At 56.1% G+C, this 19,654-nt stretch carries 12 protein-coding genes; 8 read left to right on the forward strand and 4 right to left on the reverse strand.

The window, feature by feature from the left end:
• Nucleotides 1–690: 690 nt before the first annotated feature.
• Together VFA76_13810 and VFA76_13815 are read left to right on the forward strand one after the other, a co-directional pair.
• Nucleotides 691–2,907: a TonB-dependent receptor gene (locus tag VFA76_13810; protein HZR32916.1), complete on the forward strand. Its 2,217-nt coding sequence runs from the start codon at nt 691–693 to the stop codon at nt 2,905–2,907.
• A 141-nt stretch (nt 2,908–3,048) separates the two neighbouring features.
• Nucleotides 3,049–3,651, forward strand: coding sequence for a thioredoxin domain-containing protein (locus VFA76_13815; GenBank protein HZR32917.1), 603 nt, complete (start codon nt 3,049–3,051; stop codon nt 3,649–3,651).
• Here VFA76_13815 and VFA76_13820 read toward each other — a convergent pair.
• The gene (locus VFA76_13820; protein HZR32918.1) at nt 3,648–5,429 is read right to left on the reverse strand and encodes an amidase; all 1,782 of its coding nucleotides are present in this window, start codon (nt 5,427–5,429) and stop codon (nt 3,648–3,650) included. The genes VFA76_13815 and VFA76_13820 overlap by 4 nt on opposite strands.
• 168 nt (nt 5,430–5,597) lie before the next feature.
• Between VFA76_13820 and VFA76_13825 the strand changes: the two genes are divergently transcribed.
• Nucleotides 5,598–6,308 (forward strand): tetratricopeptide repeat protein, encoded by a 711-nt coding sequence (locus tag VFA76_13825; GenBank protein ID HZR32919.1) that lies wholly within the window; start codon nt 5,598–5,600, stop codon nt 6,306–6,308.
• 15 nt (nt 6,309–6,323) lie between these two features.
• On the opposite strand, the gene VFA76_13830 is transcribed toward VFA76_13825, so the two are convergent.
• Both VFA76_13830 and VFA76_13835 read right to left on the reverse strand, forming a co-directional pair.
• A complete protein-coding gene (locus tag VFA76_13830) occupies nt 6,324–7,205 on the reverse strand; it encodes a hypothetical protein (GenBank protein HZR32920.1) in 882 nt (293 codons plus the stop codon).
• A 121-nt stretch (nt 7,206–7,326) separates the two neighbouring features.
• Nucleotides 7,327–8,454 carry an aldo/keto reductase gene (locus VFA76_13835; GenBank protein ID HZR32921.1) on the reverse strand — a complete coding sequence of 376 codons (1,128 nt, stop codon included), beginning with the start codon at nt 8,452–8,454 and terminating at the stop codon, nt 7,327–7,329.
• A gap of 159 nt (nt 8,455–8,613) precedes the next feature.
• Here VFA76_13835 and VFA76_13840 point away from each other — a divergent pair, with 159 nt between their 5' ends.
• From VFA76_13840 to VFA76_13855, 4 genes are all read left to right on the forward strand, one after another.
• The gene (locus tag VFA76_13840) at nt 8,614–9,732 is read left to right on the forward strand and encodes a hypothetical protein (protein HZR32922.1); all 1,119 of its coding nucleotides are present in this window, start codon (nt 8,614–8,616) and stop codon (nt 9,730–9,732) included.
• 173 nt (nt 9,733–9,905) lie between these two features.
• On the forward strand, nt 9,906–10,400 hold the full coding sequence (locus tag VFA76_13845) for a ferritin-like domain-containing protein (GenBank protein HZR32923.1): 495 nt from the start codon (nt 9,906–9,908) through the stop codon (nt 10,398–10,400).
• A 385-nt stretch (nt 10,401–10,785) separates the two neighbouring features.
• Complete coding sequence (locus VFA76_13850) at nt 10,786–11,925, forward strand: acyltransferase (protein ID HZR32924.1); 1,140 nt, start codon at nt 10,786–10,788, stop codon at nt 11,923–11,925.
• Between the two features lie 480 nt (nt 11,926–12,405).
• Entirely contained in the window at nt 12,406–13,578 is a 1,173-nt protein-coding gene (locus VFA76_13855) for a HEAT repeat domain-containing protein (GenBank protein HZR32925.1), read from the forward strand.
• Nucleotides 13,579–14,018: 440 nt separating this feature from the next.
• Here the strand turns inward: VFA76_13855 and VFA76_13860 are convergent, their stop codons facing one another.
• A complete protein-coding gene (locus VFA76_13860; protein ID HZR32926.1) occupies nt 14,019–15,017 on the reverse strand; it encodes a hypothetical protein in 999 nt (332 codons plus the stop codon).
• 1,818 nt (nt 15,018–16,835) lie between these two features.
• Here VFA76_13860 and VFA76_13865 point away from each other — a divergent pair.
• Complete coding sequence (locus VFA76_13865; protein HZR32927.1) at nt 16,836–19,637, forward strand: valine--tRNA ligase; 2,802 nt, start codon at nt 16,836–16,838, stop codon at nt 19,635–19,637.
• Nucleotides 19,638–19,654: the final 17 nt, after the last annotated feature.

Here is a 19,654-nt window from a genome sequence, read left to right on the forward strand (position 1 = left end):
CGACTCCTTTGATCATGCCAGACGCCTGTTGCGTCGGTGGAGTCCCGTCGGTTGTGTAGGCGGGATACGGGCGCCCGGCAGAGGGCCTGCCAAAACCTCGATGCTACCACGGCTGGATTTGGAGGCTCAATAGAGGGTTGGAGGGCAGACAGCAGCCGGGTTGAGCATTCGACACGCGGGCCACAAAGCGGTAACCTGAGTCGGTTTGCCCCATCTGAACGTGAGCAACCCGCCCATGCAGCGCTTCGTCGTCAGGTTGTTTATGCCTCTGCTGCTGTGGGGGACGTTTGCTCCGCTGGCGCTAGCGCAAACGCAGAGGCAGGCGCATAGCTGCTGCGTTCGGAAACAGCACAGCTGTTCCACGACGCATGATGCCGGTTTCCAAGCTGCTGATTGTTCACACCGCTGTTGCCGAGGGTTGGCGGTGCGGCGTAGTGCGCTTCCGGTGGCTTCGATTTCGGCAAGGTACGACAGCCGCGCGACTGTCGCTGCGGATTTAGTTCCTGCTTCTGCGCGAGCCCTCATTTCCGCTGGTACTCACTCCTCCAGAGCCCCACCTGTAAACGCCTGATCAATCTAAGCTGCAATGTGTGTTGGTGACGTGCCTACATCCGCCCAAACGAAGCTTGGACGGGGCACCCACGGACGCGGCGTTTTTGGAAGGGCACTCTGGCGCCACAGGAGAAGTTCATGCGATGCATCTTCGCGTTCTGCGGAATAGCGATCATGTTGTTGTCGGGAGAAGCAAGCGCGACCATTTTCGGTAGCATTCGTGGCCTGATACACGACCCGCAACATCGGCCAGTTCAGGGCGCACAAGTCACCCTGAGCGCGGCGAACTCCGCGTGGACGAAGTCAGGCAGCAGCGACGATTCGGGGAGCTTTCGTTTTGACGCGGTGCCGATTGGTGAGTACAAGGTCACGGTGACGAAACCGGGATTTGATTCGGTTACACAGACGGTTGTCGTCAAGTCAGACAGCGAGCCGATCCTACATTTTCAGCTCTACCTGCCCAAGCTGTCGGAAACTGTGAACGTCTCTGGCGAACCGGAAGCGGCCCAAACCGCCGAATCCGCGACTCCTTCGACGCTGGTGAATCGAATTGATGTTCAGCGCACTCCCGGGGCGGACCGCACTAATAGCCTGGCAATCATCACCAATTTCGTTCCCGGATCCTACATGGTGCACGACCAATTGCACGTTCGGGGCGGCCATCAGGTGAGCTGGCTGATTGATGGGGTACAGGTCCCCAACACCAATATTGCCAGCAACGTGGGGCCGCAATTCGATCCGAAAGACATTGACTACCTTGAGGTGCAGCGCGGCAGTTATGAGGCGCAGTACGGTGACCGGACTTATGGCGTATTTAATGTGGTGCCCCGCACCGGCTTCGAGCGGAATAACCAGGCCGAGCTGGTTACAACATTCGGCAACTTCAAGCAGACCAACGACCAAATTAATTTCGGTAGCCACAGCGAGCGCTTTGCTTATTACGGCAGCCTGAACGGGAACCGAACCGACCTGGGTCTTGAAACTCCAGTTGGCAAAATCATTCACGATGCTGCAAACGGATACGGTGGGTTTGGCAGCTTTATTTACAACATCAACCAGGCCAATCAGCTGCGATTAGTTACGTCAGCGCGTCGCGACTACTATCAGGTGCCGAATACGCCAGAGCAGGAAGCCACGGGCATCCGCGACGGGCAACACGAGGGCGATGCCTTCGTTAACTTTTCCTGGGTGAGGACCTTCGGTTCAGGAGTCCTGTTGACGGTGTCGCCTTTCTATCACCACAACAGCGCCAATTTCGACGGTGGAGCGAATGACTTCCCGGTCAGCACCACCGATCACCATACGTCAGAATATGCCGGAGGCCAGGCCACGCTGAGCGCCAGCTTATGGCGCAACGATGTGCAGGCCGGGTTTTACGGATTTGGCCAGCGCGATAATCAATTCTTAGGTTTGACGTTCAATGACAACAGCAGTCCCGATCTGCGGGAGCGCCAGAAGATTGCCGGAAGTGTTGAAGCCGTATTTCTGGAGGACAAATTTAAGGTCACGCCCTGGCTGACAGTCTTGGGGGGTGTGCGTCAGACTCATTTCTCCGGCGCAATTGTGGAGAACGCAACCAGCCCGAGGGTGGGCGCTTCCCTGCGGGTCCCTTATCTGAACTGGGTGTTCAGAGGATTCTACGGGAAGTTCTACCAACCGCCTCCTCTGATCACAGCCTCAGGCCCGCTGCTCCAGTTTGTGAACAGCCAGAACCTGGGGTTCATCCCGCTCCATGGAGAGCAAGATGAAGAACACCAATTCGGGGTGACAATTCCGTTCAAAAACTGGACTCTTGACACGGACTATTTCCGGACGCGTGCCCGCAACTATTTCGACCACAACAGTGTGGGCAACTCCAATATTTTCTTTCCGCTGACCATTGATGGGGCTTTGATTCGGGGGTGGGAAACGACCTTACGCTCGCCCCGAATTGGGGGCCGTGCCCAAATTCATCTGGCATATTCCAATCAAATTGCCCAAGGCCGTGGAGGAATCAGCGGGGGGCTGACTGACTTTTCCCCGCCCGCAGGCTTCTTTCTACTCGACCACAACCAGCGGCACACGCTCAACGTGGGCGCGGACATTAGTCTGCCGTGGCGAACCTTCGCTTCGACGAACGTGTACTACGGCTCCGGATTTGCCCTGGAGGACGGTCCGCCCGACCACTTGCCTGGCCACACGACGGTGGACCTTTCTCTGGGCAAGGAGTTCGGAGAGAGACTGGCACTTTCGGTGAACGCGTTGAACGTGGCGAACCGGCACCTGTTGATAGACAACAGCTTGACCTTTGGGGGAAGCCACTACAACAATCCGCGGGAGATTTATGTGGAGCTGCGCTACCGGTTCAAGTACTAGGAGGCAGAATTACCGGAGTACCCGGGACGTGAGCTTTCAAGTAACATAGATAAGAGTACAGAGTGGCCGCAATGCGGCCCAAACTGCATCTAATTCAAGGTACCGGAAACGGTCCCTAAAAACTCAACCAAGGTCAATTCAATGAAGTCGCTTGCTATTTATCTAGTCGCAATAATCGCTGTGCCCCTGCTGATGGCGGTGATGGCGCTGGCCGCTGGTCCCCAGGACACTTCTGCGCTCCATCCGCCCAAGGGGGCAAAGGTCGCCATTGTGGTTTTCGAGGACCTGCAATGCCCGCAGTGCGCCCGGACGGCGCCGCTGCTGGAGCAGGCGGCAAAGACCTACAAGATTCCGGTGGTGCGCCACGATTTCCCGCTGCCCAAGCATAATTGGTCTTACGATGCTGCGATCCTCGCCCGCTACTTCGATACTCATTCGGTAAAAGTGGGGAATGAATTCCGCGACGCGGTGTTTGCGAACCAGATTGACATCACCCCGCAGAACCTGCGCGCATTCGCCGAAAAATTTGCCAGCGAGCACAAGGTTGACCTTCCTTTTGTGGTTGATCCGCAGGGCGAGCTGGCGGCAAAAGTGAATGCCGATCGCACTTTGGGAAATCGAGTCGGCATTGATCACACGCCTACGGTTTACATCGTGACCGACAAAGCCTCAGGCACCCCGTTCGTTGAAGTGAAGGACAACACCCAGCTCTTCCAGACCATAGACAGCATGAAGCGGGACTAGGCCCGCAGCGGCGGATGCTTCAGGTGAAAGCCGGTCAGGTCCTGATAGGCTTTAGCCACAGCTAGCAGCTTTTCTTCTCCGAATAAATTGCCGAGGAAAGTCAGGCTTGACGGTGTGCCATCCTCGCGGAAGCCATTGGGCAGAATCAGCGCCGGATGGCCGGTAAGGTTCGTGATGGTTAGCTGATCGGAATCACTGGACGCCAGCAGCACGTCAACGTTCTTGAAAATCTCCGCCATTTTCTCCATCCATAGCGTGCGCGCGCGGTTTGCGTTGACGTAGTCCACCGCAGGAATAAAGCGCGCAGCGCGCCAAACGTTGGGCCAGTCATCTTTGGCTTGCGCGGTGAGCAGTTTGTCGCGGCCGGTGCGAGTCAGTTCGTCAAAAGCCGCTCCCGATTCTGCCAGCAAAATGATTTGCAGCTCGTCCACCGGTAAGTTGGGCAGCTCGATGGGAACGGGCTTGATGCCAAGCTGCGGAAAACGAGCGAGGGCTGACTGCAGGAAGGCCACATCCTTTCGCCGGCGCTCGAGGAAGGTTGCGCGCTCAGCCTTTTCCTGTGCAGTCATGCCCTGTTCGCTTTCTGTGTCAGGTTTGAACTTGCCTTCGAAGTCGGCCTTGATGTATCCGACGCGTACGGTTTTCGGACCCAGAGTGGCATCCCAGTTAAAGGGCACGTTCAGCGTGCTGCGATCGTGACCATCCGGGCCGTTGATGGCGCGCATGACGATGGCGCAATCTTCCACCGACCGGCATATCGGGCCGAGGTGGTCCATGCTCCAGGTGAGCGCCATGCCCCCGCTGCGGGGAACGCGACCGAAAGTGGGACGCAGGCCGGTAGTACCGCAGCGCGAAGAAGGCGACGAAATCGAGCCCAGAGTTTCAGAGCCAATCCCGAATGCCATGCAGCCGGCAGCAGTGGCCGAAGCCGATCCCGCGGATGAGCCGCTGGATCCTTCCGCGGGGTTCCACGGATTACGGGTCTTGCCGCCGAACCACACGTCGCCGTTAGCCAGGGCGCCGAGTGTGGTTTTGCCCAGCAACACTGCGCCCGCTGCATCCAGTCGCTGCACCACGGTGGCGTCTTGGTTGATCTGCTGATGTTCGAAGCCCGCAGCGCCCCAGGTGGTCGGATAGCCCTTCACGGCCAGTAGATCTTTGGCGCCCCAGGGCAAGCCGTGCAAAGGACCGCGGTACTTACCGGCTGCGATTTCGCGGTCAGCTTCACGCGCCTGCACCCGCGCTCGATCTTCGGTGTAAGTGATCATGTATTTCAGCAGCGGGTCGTAGCGCTTCAAGCGCTCAAGATACATATAAGTGAGCGCCGAGGAAGAAACCTTCCGGGTGCGAACCAGTTCGCCCAGTTCGCGGGCGCTGGCGAAGGCGACATCCTCCAGGTTGCGCGGAGCCCTTGCCACCGTGATACGGCCCAGCCGCATGGGCCGGGTTTGACGTTCGAAGCTCATGCCCGGCAGCACGGGATTGAAAATCAGGGCCATCTGCACGTCGTTTGGCAGGTGGAGCTCGCGGATCTTCTCGTAGGCCTTCAGCTGATCATTCAGTAGGCTGAGCATGAGCTGCTTTTGGCTGTCTTCTATGGTCACGCCTGCGATGGCGGCTGCGCCGGCGATCATCTCAGCGGTGATCTTTTTGGGAGTTGGAGAAGGCGAGGGCTGGGGCCCAGGCGTGGCTGCTGGAGAAGAGCTTTCCTGCGACATTCCCCACAGCACTCCTGGGAAAAGAGTAGAACCCAGCCCAATAGAGGAACATACGGCCATAAATTTACGGCGATCGAAGGTGTCCATAGGGGTTAAAAGCGAAGGCGAATTATACAGGCGCGACTCTGCGCCCCACCTATAGACGGCGGAGTTCCGGGTTTGACGCTGCGTTTTTTGGGCTGTTAGACTGGTTTCAACCCGCCGAAGACCAAGTCCAGAAGGGAAATTGTGCGCGCAGAAGCCCGGCATAGACTAAAAGAAGATAGATTCGCTATCGCGACCCAGGAAACGATCCACTGGACGGTGGAGCACCGCAACAAGTTGGTTCTATCTGCCGTAATTGTCGGCGCGGTGCTCGCGCTGGCGCTGGGCGGCTGGTACTACTTGCGGCGCCAGGATCAAGCGGCCAGTATAGCGATGGGCCAAGCGCTACGCACTTATCAGGCTCCCATTATTTCCGCCGGAAGCTCCCCGGAACCTGGGATGACCAGCTTTCCTTCCGCGCAGGAGCGGGCCAAGGCCGCACAGGTGCAGTTCCGGAACATTGCCGCCAAATACTCACATACCCGGAATGGCGAAATCGCCCGCTACTTCGCCGCGCTTGCGGACAATGACCTGGGCAACACAGCCGCCGCCGAGAAGGAATTGAAAGAGATTTCGGAGGTGCACAACGCCGATCTCGCGTCGCTGGCGAAATTCGCATTGGCGTCGCAGTACAAAACCTCCGGCCAGGACGCGAAGGCCATTGATCTCTACAAACAGCTGATTGCTCATCCCTCGCGGACGGTGGGCAAAGCCGAGGCCCAGCTCGAACTCGCGTCCTTGTACGCAGCCAAGCAGCCGGCCGAAGCCAAGAAGATCTATGAGGAGATCAGCAAGGACAATCCCGCCACTGCCGCCGCCCAGATCGCCCAGGCCAGGATGCAGGACCTGAAGTAGTCTACTTACCCAACTCTACTTACCCAACGTCTCGCAGTTGTTCCAGCACTTCACCGCCTGCAACTCGATTTCAGCTTTTTTATGGGGGACGTGTGTCAGTGAACTCGGCAGCACGACCAGCGACTGTGGGCCATCGGCCAGGTTAAACGCGCAATCGAAATTTAACGACTGCACTCCGCGCTGCTTGCACGAGGTGTTTGCCAGGGCGGAGGGCAGGGTTTCAGGGTTGTCGTACACCTGGTCGGCAAACTTCGAAGGCAGGACGGCGATGGTCATGGGCACCGGCGCCTTGATTCTGACGTTGACCGGCTGGTGGTCGCGTTCGGGAGTCAGCAGGCTGTAAATCTTCGGCGTCGCGGTGAGCTGATACTTTTCTTTCACCAGGCGAACCCAGCGAAATTCCGGCTGGTTGCAGTTGTCCACGCACGCCCAACTGTAGTACTGCACATGAAGGCTGTTCGGCGAAATAAACTGCTTCGCCCCATGAGTCAAAACTGCGCCAATCCCGGTAAGAATCGCGCGATCAGGAGTGCGCTCGTCGTGGATCAGTAAGACCATCGGCCGGTCCCGCCCTAGATGACATTCATAAGTCGTGTTCACCACATGCTGCTGCAGGCAATGATACTCAATGGTTCCCGCGGTCCCAGGATGTTGCAGGACTGCATTCCAATCATCAAGCCACGCCAGCGCGATGGTGACAGGCTGCTTGGCCGCGATATCAACGTGGATATTCCCACCGTCGTTGCCGGGGCGGTAAACCCGTCCAGTGTGATAGTCGGCAGGGTCCAGCTGCACCGATTCATCATTGGCTCGCACCCAGTTGAAAGTCTTCTCTTGGCCGAATGATGCTCCGGCCAAAGCGCATGTCAGCAGCCCAAAAATCAGTATTTTTCGCATAGGAGTTCAGCATTATTTAAGGACAACAAAGACGTGCGCTACAACGTGATTCGTCGCAAGGAGGTTACGCAGGTAATCGAAAGGCATGCGAACCCGAAAGCGCGGCTTTGGAAGAGAGGGATTACTCACCGGTGAACAGTTTGGCCCATTTATCCGGCGGTGTAGGAGGCGAGAATGCCGGTTTCAGGTTCGCGAGTACGTGTTCTTTACGTCCCATGCCAATGAGTGACGTGGTTATTCCGGGCGCTGAACGCGCGAACTGGATTGCGTTTTCGGCGTCGGTGCTCATTCCGAGAGTCTTGCTTACGACGCCGGGCAGGTCTCTGGTCAATCGTCCTTGATACAGGGTTGCGCTTCCCATCACCGCAACGCCTTCCGCAGCGGCCACTTTCATGGCCGACATCTTGGTTCCAATCAGTTGATGGTTGGAGAGGCCGAAGGCGTCTGTCATTCCCAGGTTGAAGGGGAGCTGAATCACACGAAGATGGTGGGCATCGCCACCGGCTGCTCGCGCGATTTCCAGCACTTCGGCGAGGCCCACATAATCGCTCTCCCCTTCCAGCACGCGGAAGGCATTCCAAGTAGCCACGCCGTAGAACCGTATCTTGCTGGCGGCAACAGCTTCCTCAAGCATTACAAATGCATCTCTCAGCCGATCGCGGAATAGGGCGCGAGAAACCTCCGAGAGCTGGGACTCCGGATTGTGCACGTAGAAAACGTCGATTGTGTCGAGACCCAGGTTGCGACGGGAGCGATCAATCTGGTCGGCCAGATAGCGCGGCGACAAGCAGTGGCTGCCGGCGGCGACTTGGGCCGGATCCAGAATGCCTGGCTTCACGTATTCACTCATGAAGTAGCCACGCACGTCGGCAGGCATATCGGCGTCGAATGACAGAAAACCCGCCTTCGTACATACCAGCACCTCGTCACGGCTCAATTCACTGGAACCGATAAGCTCCTGCAGAGCAGAGCCGATGCTGCGTTCGGAACGCTGGTGGCGATAGTTGATCGCCGTATCCAGCACATTGATGCCGGAGCGGAGAGCGGTGCCGATGGCGTCGGTGTAGGCGGCGTCAGCGGCGGGGGTCGGTTCCCCCAGGTACGTACCCAGTCCAATGGAAGAAAGCCAGAGATCACCGATTCCGGGGACGTGTTCTTGGCGGCGGAAATGACCGGCATCGCGCAGTTGAGGGAAGCGATTGCGATAGCGCAGGGTGCCTTCGGAGGTAGCGAAACCGGAGATTGACATTGGTTTGAGGAACTCTCCTGAAAGGGCTGTTCTGTCGCTCGGCGACGCGCCAAGCGACATCACACAATATAAATTAACTCCTTGTAATTTAGTAGCTTAGCAAGGGTGGAGGGTCGTTCGATCCTTGTGCTACCGCCCCCCATCTACTAAGCTTAAGCCATGGCGGAGCAAGTTCTAACCCGACCCCAGGAAGCCGTTGCCTCGCCTGTTGCCCTTCGCGGGTCGGTTCTGGTGCTTATCCTCTATGACGTCTGCGAGGAGATCCGGCTGGAGGAGTTGCGGCGGATTTTCGGCGCGCGGACGGTGGCTCCAACCTTCAAAAGTGCAGCACCGGAGTATGTCCGTTTCGCTCGTCCGCCGGTGGTCGAGGCTCTTGAGACCAGCACCTTGGGCGGCGAGCGTCTAGATGGACAGATTAAGTATTACGACTACGGCGTGGTCAGCATTGTGTTTGAATTGCCGTTTGCGGGCGACTGGCGGACCCTGGTCCAAAGAGCGAGCCAATGGATGTGGGACGCTGAGTTCGAGCAGCACGCCCGTGCCATCGTGCGCGAGCGGTTGAAGCGCGCGGCGCCGGCCCTGGTCAAGCCTTACCCCGAGCCGTGGCTGAACGAGGACTATTTTATATTCCAGATGCGCGAAATCGAGGGCGATCCTACGGCGGCAGAGTTGCTCTCACGCCACGGCGAGGAGATTGCGCAAGTTGTGCGTGGTGAAACCGGAAAGCTCTCTGAGACTGAGAGCAACGAAGTATTGCAATCCAGTATTTCCTATTATCCAAACGATCTGGTGGTGATCGGCTGGAATGCTGCCTTCGTTTATGACAGTGCTTCCGGGTCGCAGACCGCCACCGAACTGTTGGAGTATGCCAACTCACAATTGCTCGAGTTCCGCCACTACGATGAATTGCTCACCCGCGAACTGGAGGGTGTGTATCGTTCGCTGGATCGTGGCACAGGCTTGCTCGCGCGCTGGCGCCTGGCCCGCGAAGCTACCCGGTTGCATACCGTGCTGCTCGATGTGACCGAGCTTTCCGAGCGCGCTGACAACGCCATTAAATTTCTCAGCGACATGTTCTCCGCCCGCCTTTACCGACTGGCTGCCGCCAAGGTGGGTGTGATTGACTACAAGAACCTGGTAAACCAAAAAATCCGCACCGCCGAAGACTTGTACCGCTTCATGGTTGACCAGTTTCACCAGAGCCGCGCCTTCTTTCTGGAGCTGCTGGTGGTGATCATTCTGATGATTGAGATTGTGTTCTTATTTCATGGCAAGTAGCAGCCGTTCCGGACAGCCGCTTTCAATTCGGATTTAAACCCGCCGGGTGCTCCGCAATCCAGCTCTGCAAGGACAACCTCAGCCCTACGGTCTACTTCTTAAGTCCTAAATAACGCGGTCGAAAATTTTCCTCGTCACCATACTGCACAGATCAACAAAAAAGGAGCATGACTATGAAACTAGAGTCCTTACGCGAGCTGTTTATTCAGGAGCTGCAGGACCTGTATTCGGCAGAAAACATGATCATCAAGGCCCTACCCAAGATGGTGGAGAAGGCCTCGTCGCCAGAGTTGCGGAATGCACTCAACGAACACCTGGAGCAGACCCGTGGACAGGTAAGACGCCTGGACCAGATTTTCGATCAACTGCGCGACGTGGATCGCGAAGACAAGAAATGTAAAGGCATGGAGGGCATCATCAAGGAAGGCGAAGAGATGGTGAAAAGCGATTCCGATGCGGAAGTGCGGGACGCTGGAATGATTGCCGGCGCGCAAAAAGTGGAGCACTACGAAATAGCTTCCTATGGCACAGTACGTACTTATGCCAGCTTGTTGGGGCATAGAGACTGGGCCCAACTGTTGCAGCAAACGCTGGATGAAGAGAAACAAGCGGACAAGTTGCTGAACGGTCTAGCCGAGCACATCAATCTGGAAGCAAAGGCAGCTTAGTAGACACTCACTCCCCAGGAATGAGGGCGGATCCCCGGATCCGCCCTTTTATCGTTATATAACCCCTGGCCTTGGGGATTTTCCTAATCTCATAAGTGCCAGCTAATTGATGCGCGCGCAGGTCGCCGAAGACCCCCGTCCGAAAAACCAGGAGCCGCTCACGAAACTGGTACAAAAAGCTGGTAAAGTCTAGTCCCGATTTCGCAAACTCTGCGGAACGTAACCTATTCATCCAGAAGACAAAATCACTTGGACCCGATGGAGGGAGCTGCACTGCATATACCAGCGGCCTCTATGCAATGAGCGGAAATGGGAAAGGCCTTTTATCTTCTTGTGGGCGAACATAATCGTCTCATTAATTGAGGTCTTATGCTAAGTATGGTCGGTGCACGAGCTGCTCGAGGATCGCGGGGAAGCCTCCATCGGACAAAAAACAGCACCCAGCAATTCTATTTTGCGGGCGTACATGCCGGAACTTGACACGGTTCGAGGCCTCGCCGTCCTGCTAGTGCTTTTTTACCATGGCATTGCACCGCAGATCGGCGGAGAGATCTCACATCTCGGAGCGACATTGTTATTTATTGCTCAGTATGGGTGGACAGGTGTCAATCTGTTTTTTGTGCTTTCGGGATTTCTTATCACCGGCATTTTGGTTGAAAACCGAGAGCGGTCGGATTATTTCTCGCGTTTCTACATCCGCCGTGCACTACGCATCCTTCCAGCTCTTTACGCGGCTTTGACGGTGCTTTACTTGGCTGGTTGGATCTCCTTACGATTTATGGGAGCTGCAATGCTGTTTTTCGCCAACGGTGCTCCGCTACTTGGGATTCCAATGCAATATGGCCCATTGTGGTCGCTGGCAGTTGAAGAGCATTTCTATATGTTCTGGCCAGCTGCGGTTCGGAAGTTCCCCCATCGTTCACTAGTTGTTCTACTCGCAGTCGTGTGCTTTACGAGTCCCATTGCGCGTCTAATAAGGTTTGTTGTTTACGGAGAGAGCCTAAATTCACTTTATACCTGGTTTAACTTGGATGGGCTGGCGTTCGGTGCAATGCTAGCCCTATGGTGTCGGCGGTCATGGTTTCGCCGTTCGCAGCTGGAATGGTTTAGCCTCTGCTCTTTGGTGCTGGGTTTAATCACATTTGCCAGGGTTCAGGCTTACCCAGCCGCGAGCGCCGCGCTTCAGATTTCAGCCTGCAATGTGGCATCTGCAGGATTCTTGGCTGGAGTATTGCTGCTCGGGACCAGTCGATGGAAATTTCTGGTGGACCGGCCGATACTTAAGCTACTAGGGTACGTAAGCTATGGTCTGTATCTCATACATGTGCTGATGTTCAGAGTGACCGAACTGCTCTTTTCTCGCTTGTGGCCAATCTTATCCTCGCTCGGTTCAACTAGAGTTATGCTGATTCGTTTTCTGCTTGGCAGCTGTTTGGCAACGCTAGTCGCTTATCTATCGCGACGTTCGCTAGAGGAATTCTTTTTAAGAATGGGATTTTCCTCGCGAAATCGACGGGCCCGATAAAAGCGGTCCCTTTTTAACGAGTAAATCAAATTTCACGGGCAGATTTAGCCGGAGCTGAATACATTTAGGGTAGTTTCTCAGTGGCCGCGACGTAAACCGCTATAGGATAAAGAGGACCCAGTGGCCCCGCCATAAAGTCTCAGGTTAACCGTACCGATACTGACCAGAATGCCCAGCCGCACCGGAAGGAGACCAGTTCCGAGCGCAGCTAGACCTGCCGCCCACAAGAAGTTGTTCGCATCGCTTCGGCTGTCGGCACGTAAATCGGCCGCCGCTGCTCCTCAGTCGCATTGGAGGTTTATACCCGTAAGTGATTGATTCTACAGCTAAACAAATGATGATCGCACTACTGATAACCACGATAACCGAAGCTGACACCCGGTGCTATGATCTACACGGCGCGAGCATTATTCCCCGCAACATACCTGCTCATTCTCATGTGCCCGCTCTGCCTGACACATTCCATTGGTAAGGTTTTGCATGCACCGAGCTTCTCTAATTACGTTCGTGCTTCTCTGCGCTCAACTAACCGCAGGCCAACAACCGCAAGGCCGCTTCTATCCTGAAAAGGACAGCTATATGTTGGGCGAGCCTCTGTTCTTCAATATGGAAGTGAAAAATACGGGAAAGGGCGCAGTTGGACTTGGCCCAAATAATCCTGCGAACTGTGTAGACGAATATGACTTCCTCGTACAACGTGAGGGTTCGGGCAGCTGCTCAACATCGTGGAACGCACAGTGCGGCCGAGATTTCATCAACCTCCAGTCGGGCGAATCTTATTCGGTGGGTTGGCCGCTAGAGATGTGGTACACCATCAGGAAATTAGGCCTCTATCATGTGACCATCAGCTACCGAGGCAAAACGGTAATTTCTGGCCAAGCACTTGACTACAATTTCTCCTCTAAGTTCGACATTCAAGTCGTAGCAGCTGACGACCAGCGCATGCAGGAGGTATTGCAGAAGTTCGAGCGGGAGCTGCAAAGTAACGATCCTGACGTCCACCACCGCGCCCTGGACGTTATGTCGTCGGTATCTTCACCCTACTTCTACGATACGATTCTGCGGCTTGCGCGGGACAAGGACGCCTTTAATGTCTTGCACGCGATTGGCGCCCTTAGGCGAATGAACACTCCCGATGGCCGGGCCGCACTAGCGGAGATAATTGAGAACCGCCAGCCTAACAGCCCGGATGAGCTCACCGCCCGTGAAAGCGCCATTCAGGCTTTAGGGGAGTCAGGCGATACCAGTTATCTGCCACTTATTGCCTCTCACACCGAGGAGAGCGAGCCCAATGTCCAATTAGCCGCGATGATCGCAGTGGCGCAACTGAGCCGGGACACAGCGGCATCCGAGTTGCAGCGGTTTCTGTTCAGTTCTAATCCTGTGACGCGGAAAAATGCGGCGTACGGTCTGCGCTTTGCGGTGAGCCGCAGCGCAGTCGAAGTACTGATCGGAGCACTTGCCGACAAAGACGCAGCGGTACGCGACCGAGTATTGACTAGCCTGCAGCAATTGACCGGTCGGCCGGCTGATACCTCCGAGAGTGCATTGTCCCTCTCGGAACTCCAAAACCGCTGGCGCAGATGGTGGCAGCAGAACTCGTCAAAAGCATCGCTCCAGGAAGTTGCCGACTTCTTCTGCAAGGTCGAATAGCTGCTAAAATTGCAAGTTTTTTAGAATCCGCTAACCCTCGCAACTTACTGCAAGATACCTAACCGTTGAGAAATCCCCGTCTGACCTTTATTCCAAACCGAGTGCGTTTGCCGACTTAGACTAGTTCACGCCAGAGCTGCACTTGACGCGGTCCGGACGAACGTCATAGTCTCCGGGCCCGCATACCCCCTGAGGAATGTGCGATGGCGGAACGGGAGGTGTGCTGCACACGTGTACACACTTCCACTTCTGCCTTCGCATATTCCCCTGTATTCATAAGGGTGAGAGCGCTATGGCATGCGTCCGAGCCGCGTCAAGTGAGGGTCCAAACAGCGAAGTTCGGAACGGAAAGATGAACGAACCTATGCGAGGGAGAGTCCCCAAAACCCTGCTTCATCCCGTAGGCATTTTAAGCTGTGCTAGTGGTGAGAAGGGCTGTTTTAGGGTAGCGAAGTCGTTGGGTGCGTCGACTCTTTGACAAGTGCAAGCCACTCGGTCGCAAGTTGATGCGACGGAAGCCAGCCAGACGGAATCATGTCTGCCGGAGCAGCACGCCCGACCCGCTGAATACTGGCGTCACACGCATCCCAAGTCGGTGTACCCCAGTCGTCGTACACCTCCGACGGGCACGTGCGAATGTATCCTACCCAGCCGCGGCTATCGTCGATCTTGCGCAACGGCTTCGTTGGGGACGGGTGGCGCAGTTTGATGATCTGGTCAAGCCACGCGAGTATCAGAGATTTCACATTGATGATGCAGCAGTGTGGCGTCTTATTCTGAACGAGGAATGCCCAAGGAGCACCACGGTCTCGATACTGACGGAAGTAGTTGTAGGGGCGTTGAGTGCCGGAAATCTTGTCCGCACCTCCCGTCATAATCAGTTCAGGAACGGAGATGGCATCAAGGGAAAGGTGTACGTTGTCAATTCCAACCGGATCGTAATGACCGGGATCGGCGGGAATAGATGCCACAACACGATCCGGCGCGTAACCGACGAAGTGAGCAAACAGAGCCCCCGTTCCTGAGAAGCCGAGCAGGATCAGCTTCGCTGAAGATAGTTCGGCATGGCCAGACTGATGGGAGAACTGGTCCAGAGCTGTAAAGAGGGCGCGCCCAACACCATGCGACGGGTCCATGTCCATCTCTTTCGGTCCGCCAGGGGCACTCTTTGCAGGGCACTGGTGCGGCATCATCAGTGCGAGATCGTTTCGCCGCGCAAATGCGACCACATCGGGATCGGAATAAAACTTCATAATGTCCTCTCCTCGGTCGAAGGTCACCCAAACGGCTCGAACTGCACGCTGCCCAGCAGGCAAGGTAAGGTCATAGTGACAGGGCACTGCGAGCGTCTCGCTCGCTAGTGGGGCAACAGTGGTTTCGAACGACTGCGCATGGGCAAGCGAGGTTTGTATGGTCAATGCAATCAAAATCCAGCGCACCTGTCTCTCCTGTCAAACCAAAGATCTGATTGTAAGGCCTCTCCCTCGCATAGTTCGTTCATCTCTCCGTTCCGAACCTCGCTGTTTGGACCCGCATTTGACGCGGTTCGGACGAACGTCATAGTCTCCGGGCCCGCATACACCCTGAGGAATGTTTTTCAGGGACTGAACGGTCGGGCCATGAAGAAAAAACTCAACATAATCGCAATCTCAACACGTTTTTTGCGATGCCCTGCGCAACAAGAAGGGTTTCCGAACGCTGCGAACCGTTTCTGCCGAACGGCGCGAATTTTGCCGAGATGTCCGCTTTAAGCTAAAGAACTATATTTTGAAAATGTGAAAGATGGGCCCCCGGATCCTCGACGTTTTCGCCAAATTATGAGAGTTTTCAGTAAACTCAGCATTTTAGTGGCAAAAATGAGCCAAAATTGCCCCCAATAAGCTGGTGAGAAGAGGGTTTCTCGCCAGTAACCGGCAGCGCTGAGCTACTTTGCAATCCAAACGACAAAGGTGAAGATCGTCCTCTTCGTATTGCCCGGTGATCTCCCAACATCCGAGCGTGGGAAAGTTGATTCCGGTGAGCATGTACTGCTGATCTGGCTTTACAAAAGCGTTATTGGCGCGGTCAGCGAGAAGTGGCGGAGCCGGGGCTTCCAGGCGTTTACCGGTGACCCTCAGTTTCGGCTCTGGCTCTCTACGCCAGACCTAGAACTATGAACGTGTTCAAGACCATACGTAGCCGACTCTTAGGGTAAAACTGTCGGTGTAGTCTCTCAACTCTTGTTAGCAGCCCCGGATACCCAAACAAAGGACCTATCTGTTCCTGCTCCGTCAGTTTTGCATTAACTTCTACTCTCATGAGGTAAAACAGCCAGGAGCAAATCACAGCAGAAGAGAGTGCACAGGCGAACCAAAAAACGAAGTGAATCGAAGTAAATTCAGACATGTCAGTGACACCCTTGGCGGGCAGCGAATAAAAGGAGATCCGGCTTCAGCTATGAAATGGGCGATAGAGACATTCCCGTCAGTCGCCAGCGAGGCGCCGTACCTTTCAGCACTTCAAAACCAGATGGTCATCCTGAACGGGCGCCTCTTGAATCTTTTTCCTGTACACTAAGGAGAAGATACCCCTGATGACGCATCTGACAGTCGGCATCCTCCTTATAACTGCTGAGGTCTGCGTCGCCCAAAGTCACGGTAGTGCATCGAACGGGCTTGCCGCTACTTCCACGACTATTAAGCATGACCACCAATGTGTCAATTTGTTTGTGGGCATTAGCAGGAAGCCCAAGGATCAAGCTTCGCAAACGCTGGGCAAGGATGATGTTGAAGTTTATATGGGTTTAAGTCCCAATTGCGGGCATGGTTTCGGAACCCTCCGAACAGGCGTCTGGCCTGAGTTCTCGAAAGATTTGCGCTTCAAGTTTGCATTCTCGAAAGGAACGGAGCCGCACGACACTCAGCCCCAACCCCTTTCAGGTAGGCTGACTGAAGACAACACTCCGGTTTGGCGCGAATCCGGGAGCACACGGACGTTGAGATTCATATTGGATGATTTGCCGCCCGATACCCCTGGGGAACTCTTTATAACAGTGTTATCGGCGGAAACGAGGCTAACACAGCTGAAATTTAGAATCACCGTGGGCCGTGGCAACAAGCCTAAACAAAACAGGAGCTAGTGGGTACCGGGGGGTGCACTTTCAGAGGGCCCTATCTCCTATCCCCCCCGTTTGACCCCCTTTTTTCCCCGCCTGTAATATCAATCTTTACCCTCCATGGTGGTTCCCGGTGTGCGGTTAGGGACCAGCCCTGAACAATATGGCTAGCGAGTCACCCAAGGCGCATGATTTGCCTAAAGCCTACGACCCGAGCGCTGTAGAGAAGCGCTGGGCCGACTACTGGGTGCGCGAAAAACTTTTTTCGGTGGCCACGCCGCAGCCGGGATCGCCGGAAGCGCGGCGTCCGGTGTTTGCCATGCTCCTGCCGCCGCCGAACGTCACCGGCCGTCTGCACATGGGCCACATGCTCAACCACACGCAGATGGACATCATCGCGCGCTGGCACCGCATGCGTGGGTTTCTGACGCTCTGGCTGCCGGGCACCGACCATGCCGGCATTGCCACGCAAATGATGGTGGAACGCCAACTGGCGAAAGAAGGCAAGAGCCGCCGCGAGATGGGCCGCGATGCGTTTCTGAAACAGGTATGGAAGTGGCGGGCCGAGTACGGCAGCGCCATCCTCGACCAGATGAAGCGCCTCGGCGACTCGGTTGAGTGGGACCGCGAATACTTCACCATGGATGAAAACCTGTCGCGGGCGGTGCGCGAGGTGTTTGTCCGGCTGTATGAAGAAGGCCTGATCTATCGCGGCAAGTACATCGTCAACTGGTGTCCGCGTTGCGGGACGGCGATTTCCGACCTGGAAGTGGTACACGATGACGTTCCTGCCAAGCTGTATGAGATTCGCTATCCGGTGATGGGCAGCAGCGAATCGATCGTGGTGGCTACCACCCGGCCGGAGACCATGCTGGGCGATACCGCGGTTGCGGTGAACGCGGCGGACGAGCGCTACCAGCACCTGCATGGAAAAAAAGTGCTGCTGCCGTTGATGAAGCGCGAGATTCCCATCATCACTGACGAGCTGGCGAATCCTGAGTTTGGCACGGGCGCAGTGAAGGTCACGCCGGCGCACGATCCCAACGACTTCCAGGCGGGACTGCGCCACAAACTGCCGCAGATCGAGGTGATAGACGAGACCGGTCGGATGAACGCCAACGCCGGCGACTACGCGGGGCTTGATCGCTTTGAAGCGCGCGAGCGCGTGATCCACGATCTGCGCCATCAGGGGCTTCTCGTCGGCGAAAAAGATTACGTTGTGCCGCTCGGCAAGTGTGACCGCTGCCGCACCATCGTGGAGCCGCGGCTTTCCACGCAATGGTTCGTGAAGATCGAGCCGCTGGCGCGTAAGGCGACCGAAGTGGTGGAAAAGGGCGAGGTGCGCATTACGCCCGAGAACCACACCCGGACTTATTTGAACTGGATGAATAACATCCGCGACTGGTGCATCTCGCGCCAGCTCTGGTGGGGGCATCGCATTCCGGCGTGGCATTGCGTGGGCTGTGAGGAAATTGTGGTGGCACGCGAGGAGCCGACGCGCTGCCCGAAGTGCAATGCAACACAGTTTGAGCAGGACCCGGACGTGCTCGATACCTGGTTCTCCTCCGGACTGCTGCCGTTTACGACCTTAGGATGGCCGGAGAAGACGCGCGACCAGGAAGTTTTTTATCCCACGTCGCTGCTGATCACCGGCACCGACATTATTTTTTTCTGGGTGGCGCGCATGATCATGTTTGGCTGCCACTTTATGGCCGGCCATCACCAGGATGCGGCGGTCAAGCAACTGAGCGGCTGGGCCGACCGCAAAGACGACAGTGTTCCCTTCCGCGAAGTGTACGTCCATGCGTTGGTGCGAGATGCCGAGCGGCAGAAGATGTCGAAGACCAAGGGCAACGTGCTTGATCCCATCGAGGTCATCGAGAAGTACGGCACCGACGCCACACGATTCACGCTGGCTTCCATGGCATCGCCGGGAACGGATATTGCTTTCAACGAGAAGCGCACGGAAGGCTACCGCGCCTTCGCCAACAAAATTTGGAATGCCGCGCGGTTCATCTTTATGAATGTGGATCGCGCGCAGCAGGCGGGTGTGTGGTCGCTGGAAGAATTTCAAGAGGGTGGATCGGCAGCCAAGGGCCGCGGAATAGGAACTTTCCAAGCTGCCGCACTCGAAGACCGCTGGATCATCTCGCGCTTCAACCGCGTGGCGGAAGAGCTGGACTCCGATCTTAAGGGCTACCGTTTTGACGAGTCCGCGAACCGGGTTTACGAATTTTTCTGGGGGGACTTCTGCGATTGGTATATCGAGTTAATGAAGCCGCGGCTTGCGCCGGAGAACGTCGACGATCGTGAAGGCGCCCGTATCGCCTTTAACAACGTTGTCGGAGTGTTCGAGGGCGCGCTGCGGCTGCTGCATCCGTTTATGCCGTTCATTACGGAGGAGATCTGGCAGGCGATCTATGACGGCAAGCCTGCGCTCAAGTCCATCGCGTTAGCGTCGTTCCCGCAGGCCTCGAAAGAGCAGATCAACTCCGCTGCTGAGGCCGAGATGGCCATTCTGCAGAGCCTGATCGAGAGCATCCGCAACATCCGCCACGAACTCAAGATTGAGACCAAGCAGCGCGCTGCTGTCGAAGTCCACGCCGACCAGAAACTGCATAAGTTGATGCAGCAGAATCGTGGTGCTCTAGAACGGCTGGCAATGGTGGATGGGATCAAGTTTTCCGAATCATCACTGGCGAAACTGCCGGGAGCGCGGACCACTCCCAGCTTCGAAGTCCGGGTAGTGTACGAACGGAAGGTAGATGCCTCGCTCGAACGCGACCGCCTGCAGAAAGAACTCGCGCGCATGGAGCAGGAGATCGGGAACGCCCGCCGCCAGCTCGGAAACAAGCAGTTCCTGGCCAAAGCCCCCGCCCATGTAGTGGAAGGAATCCGCAAGCGGGAGCAGGAATTGCAGGTTTTACTGCAAAAAACTCGCGGGGCGCTGGAAGAACTGAGATAACCAGTACTCAGTATCCA

It is taken from the genome of Terriglobales bacterium (assembly GCA_035651655.1).
Lineage (GTDB): Bacteria > Acidobacteriota > Terriglobia > Terriglobales > Acidobacteriaceae > DASRFG01.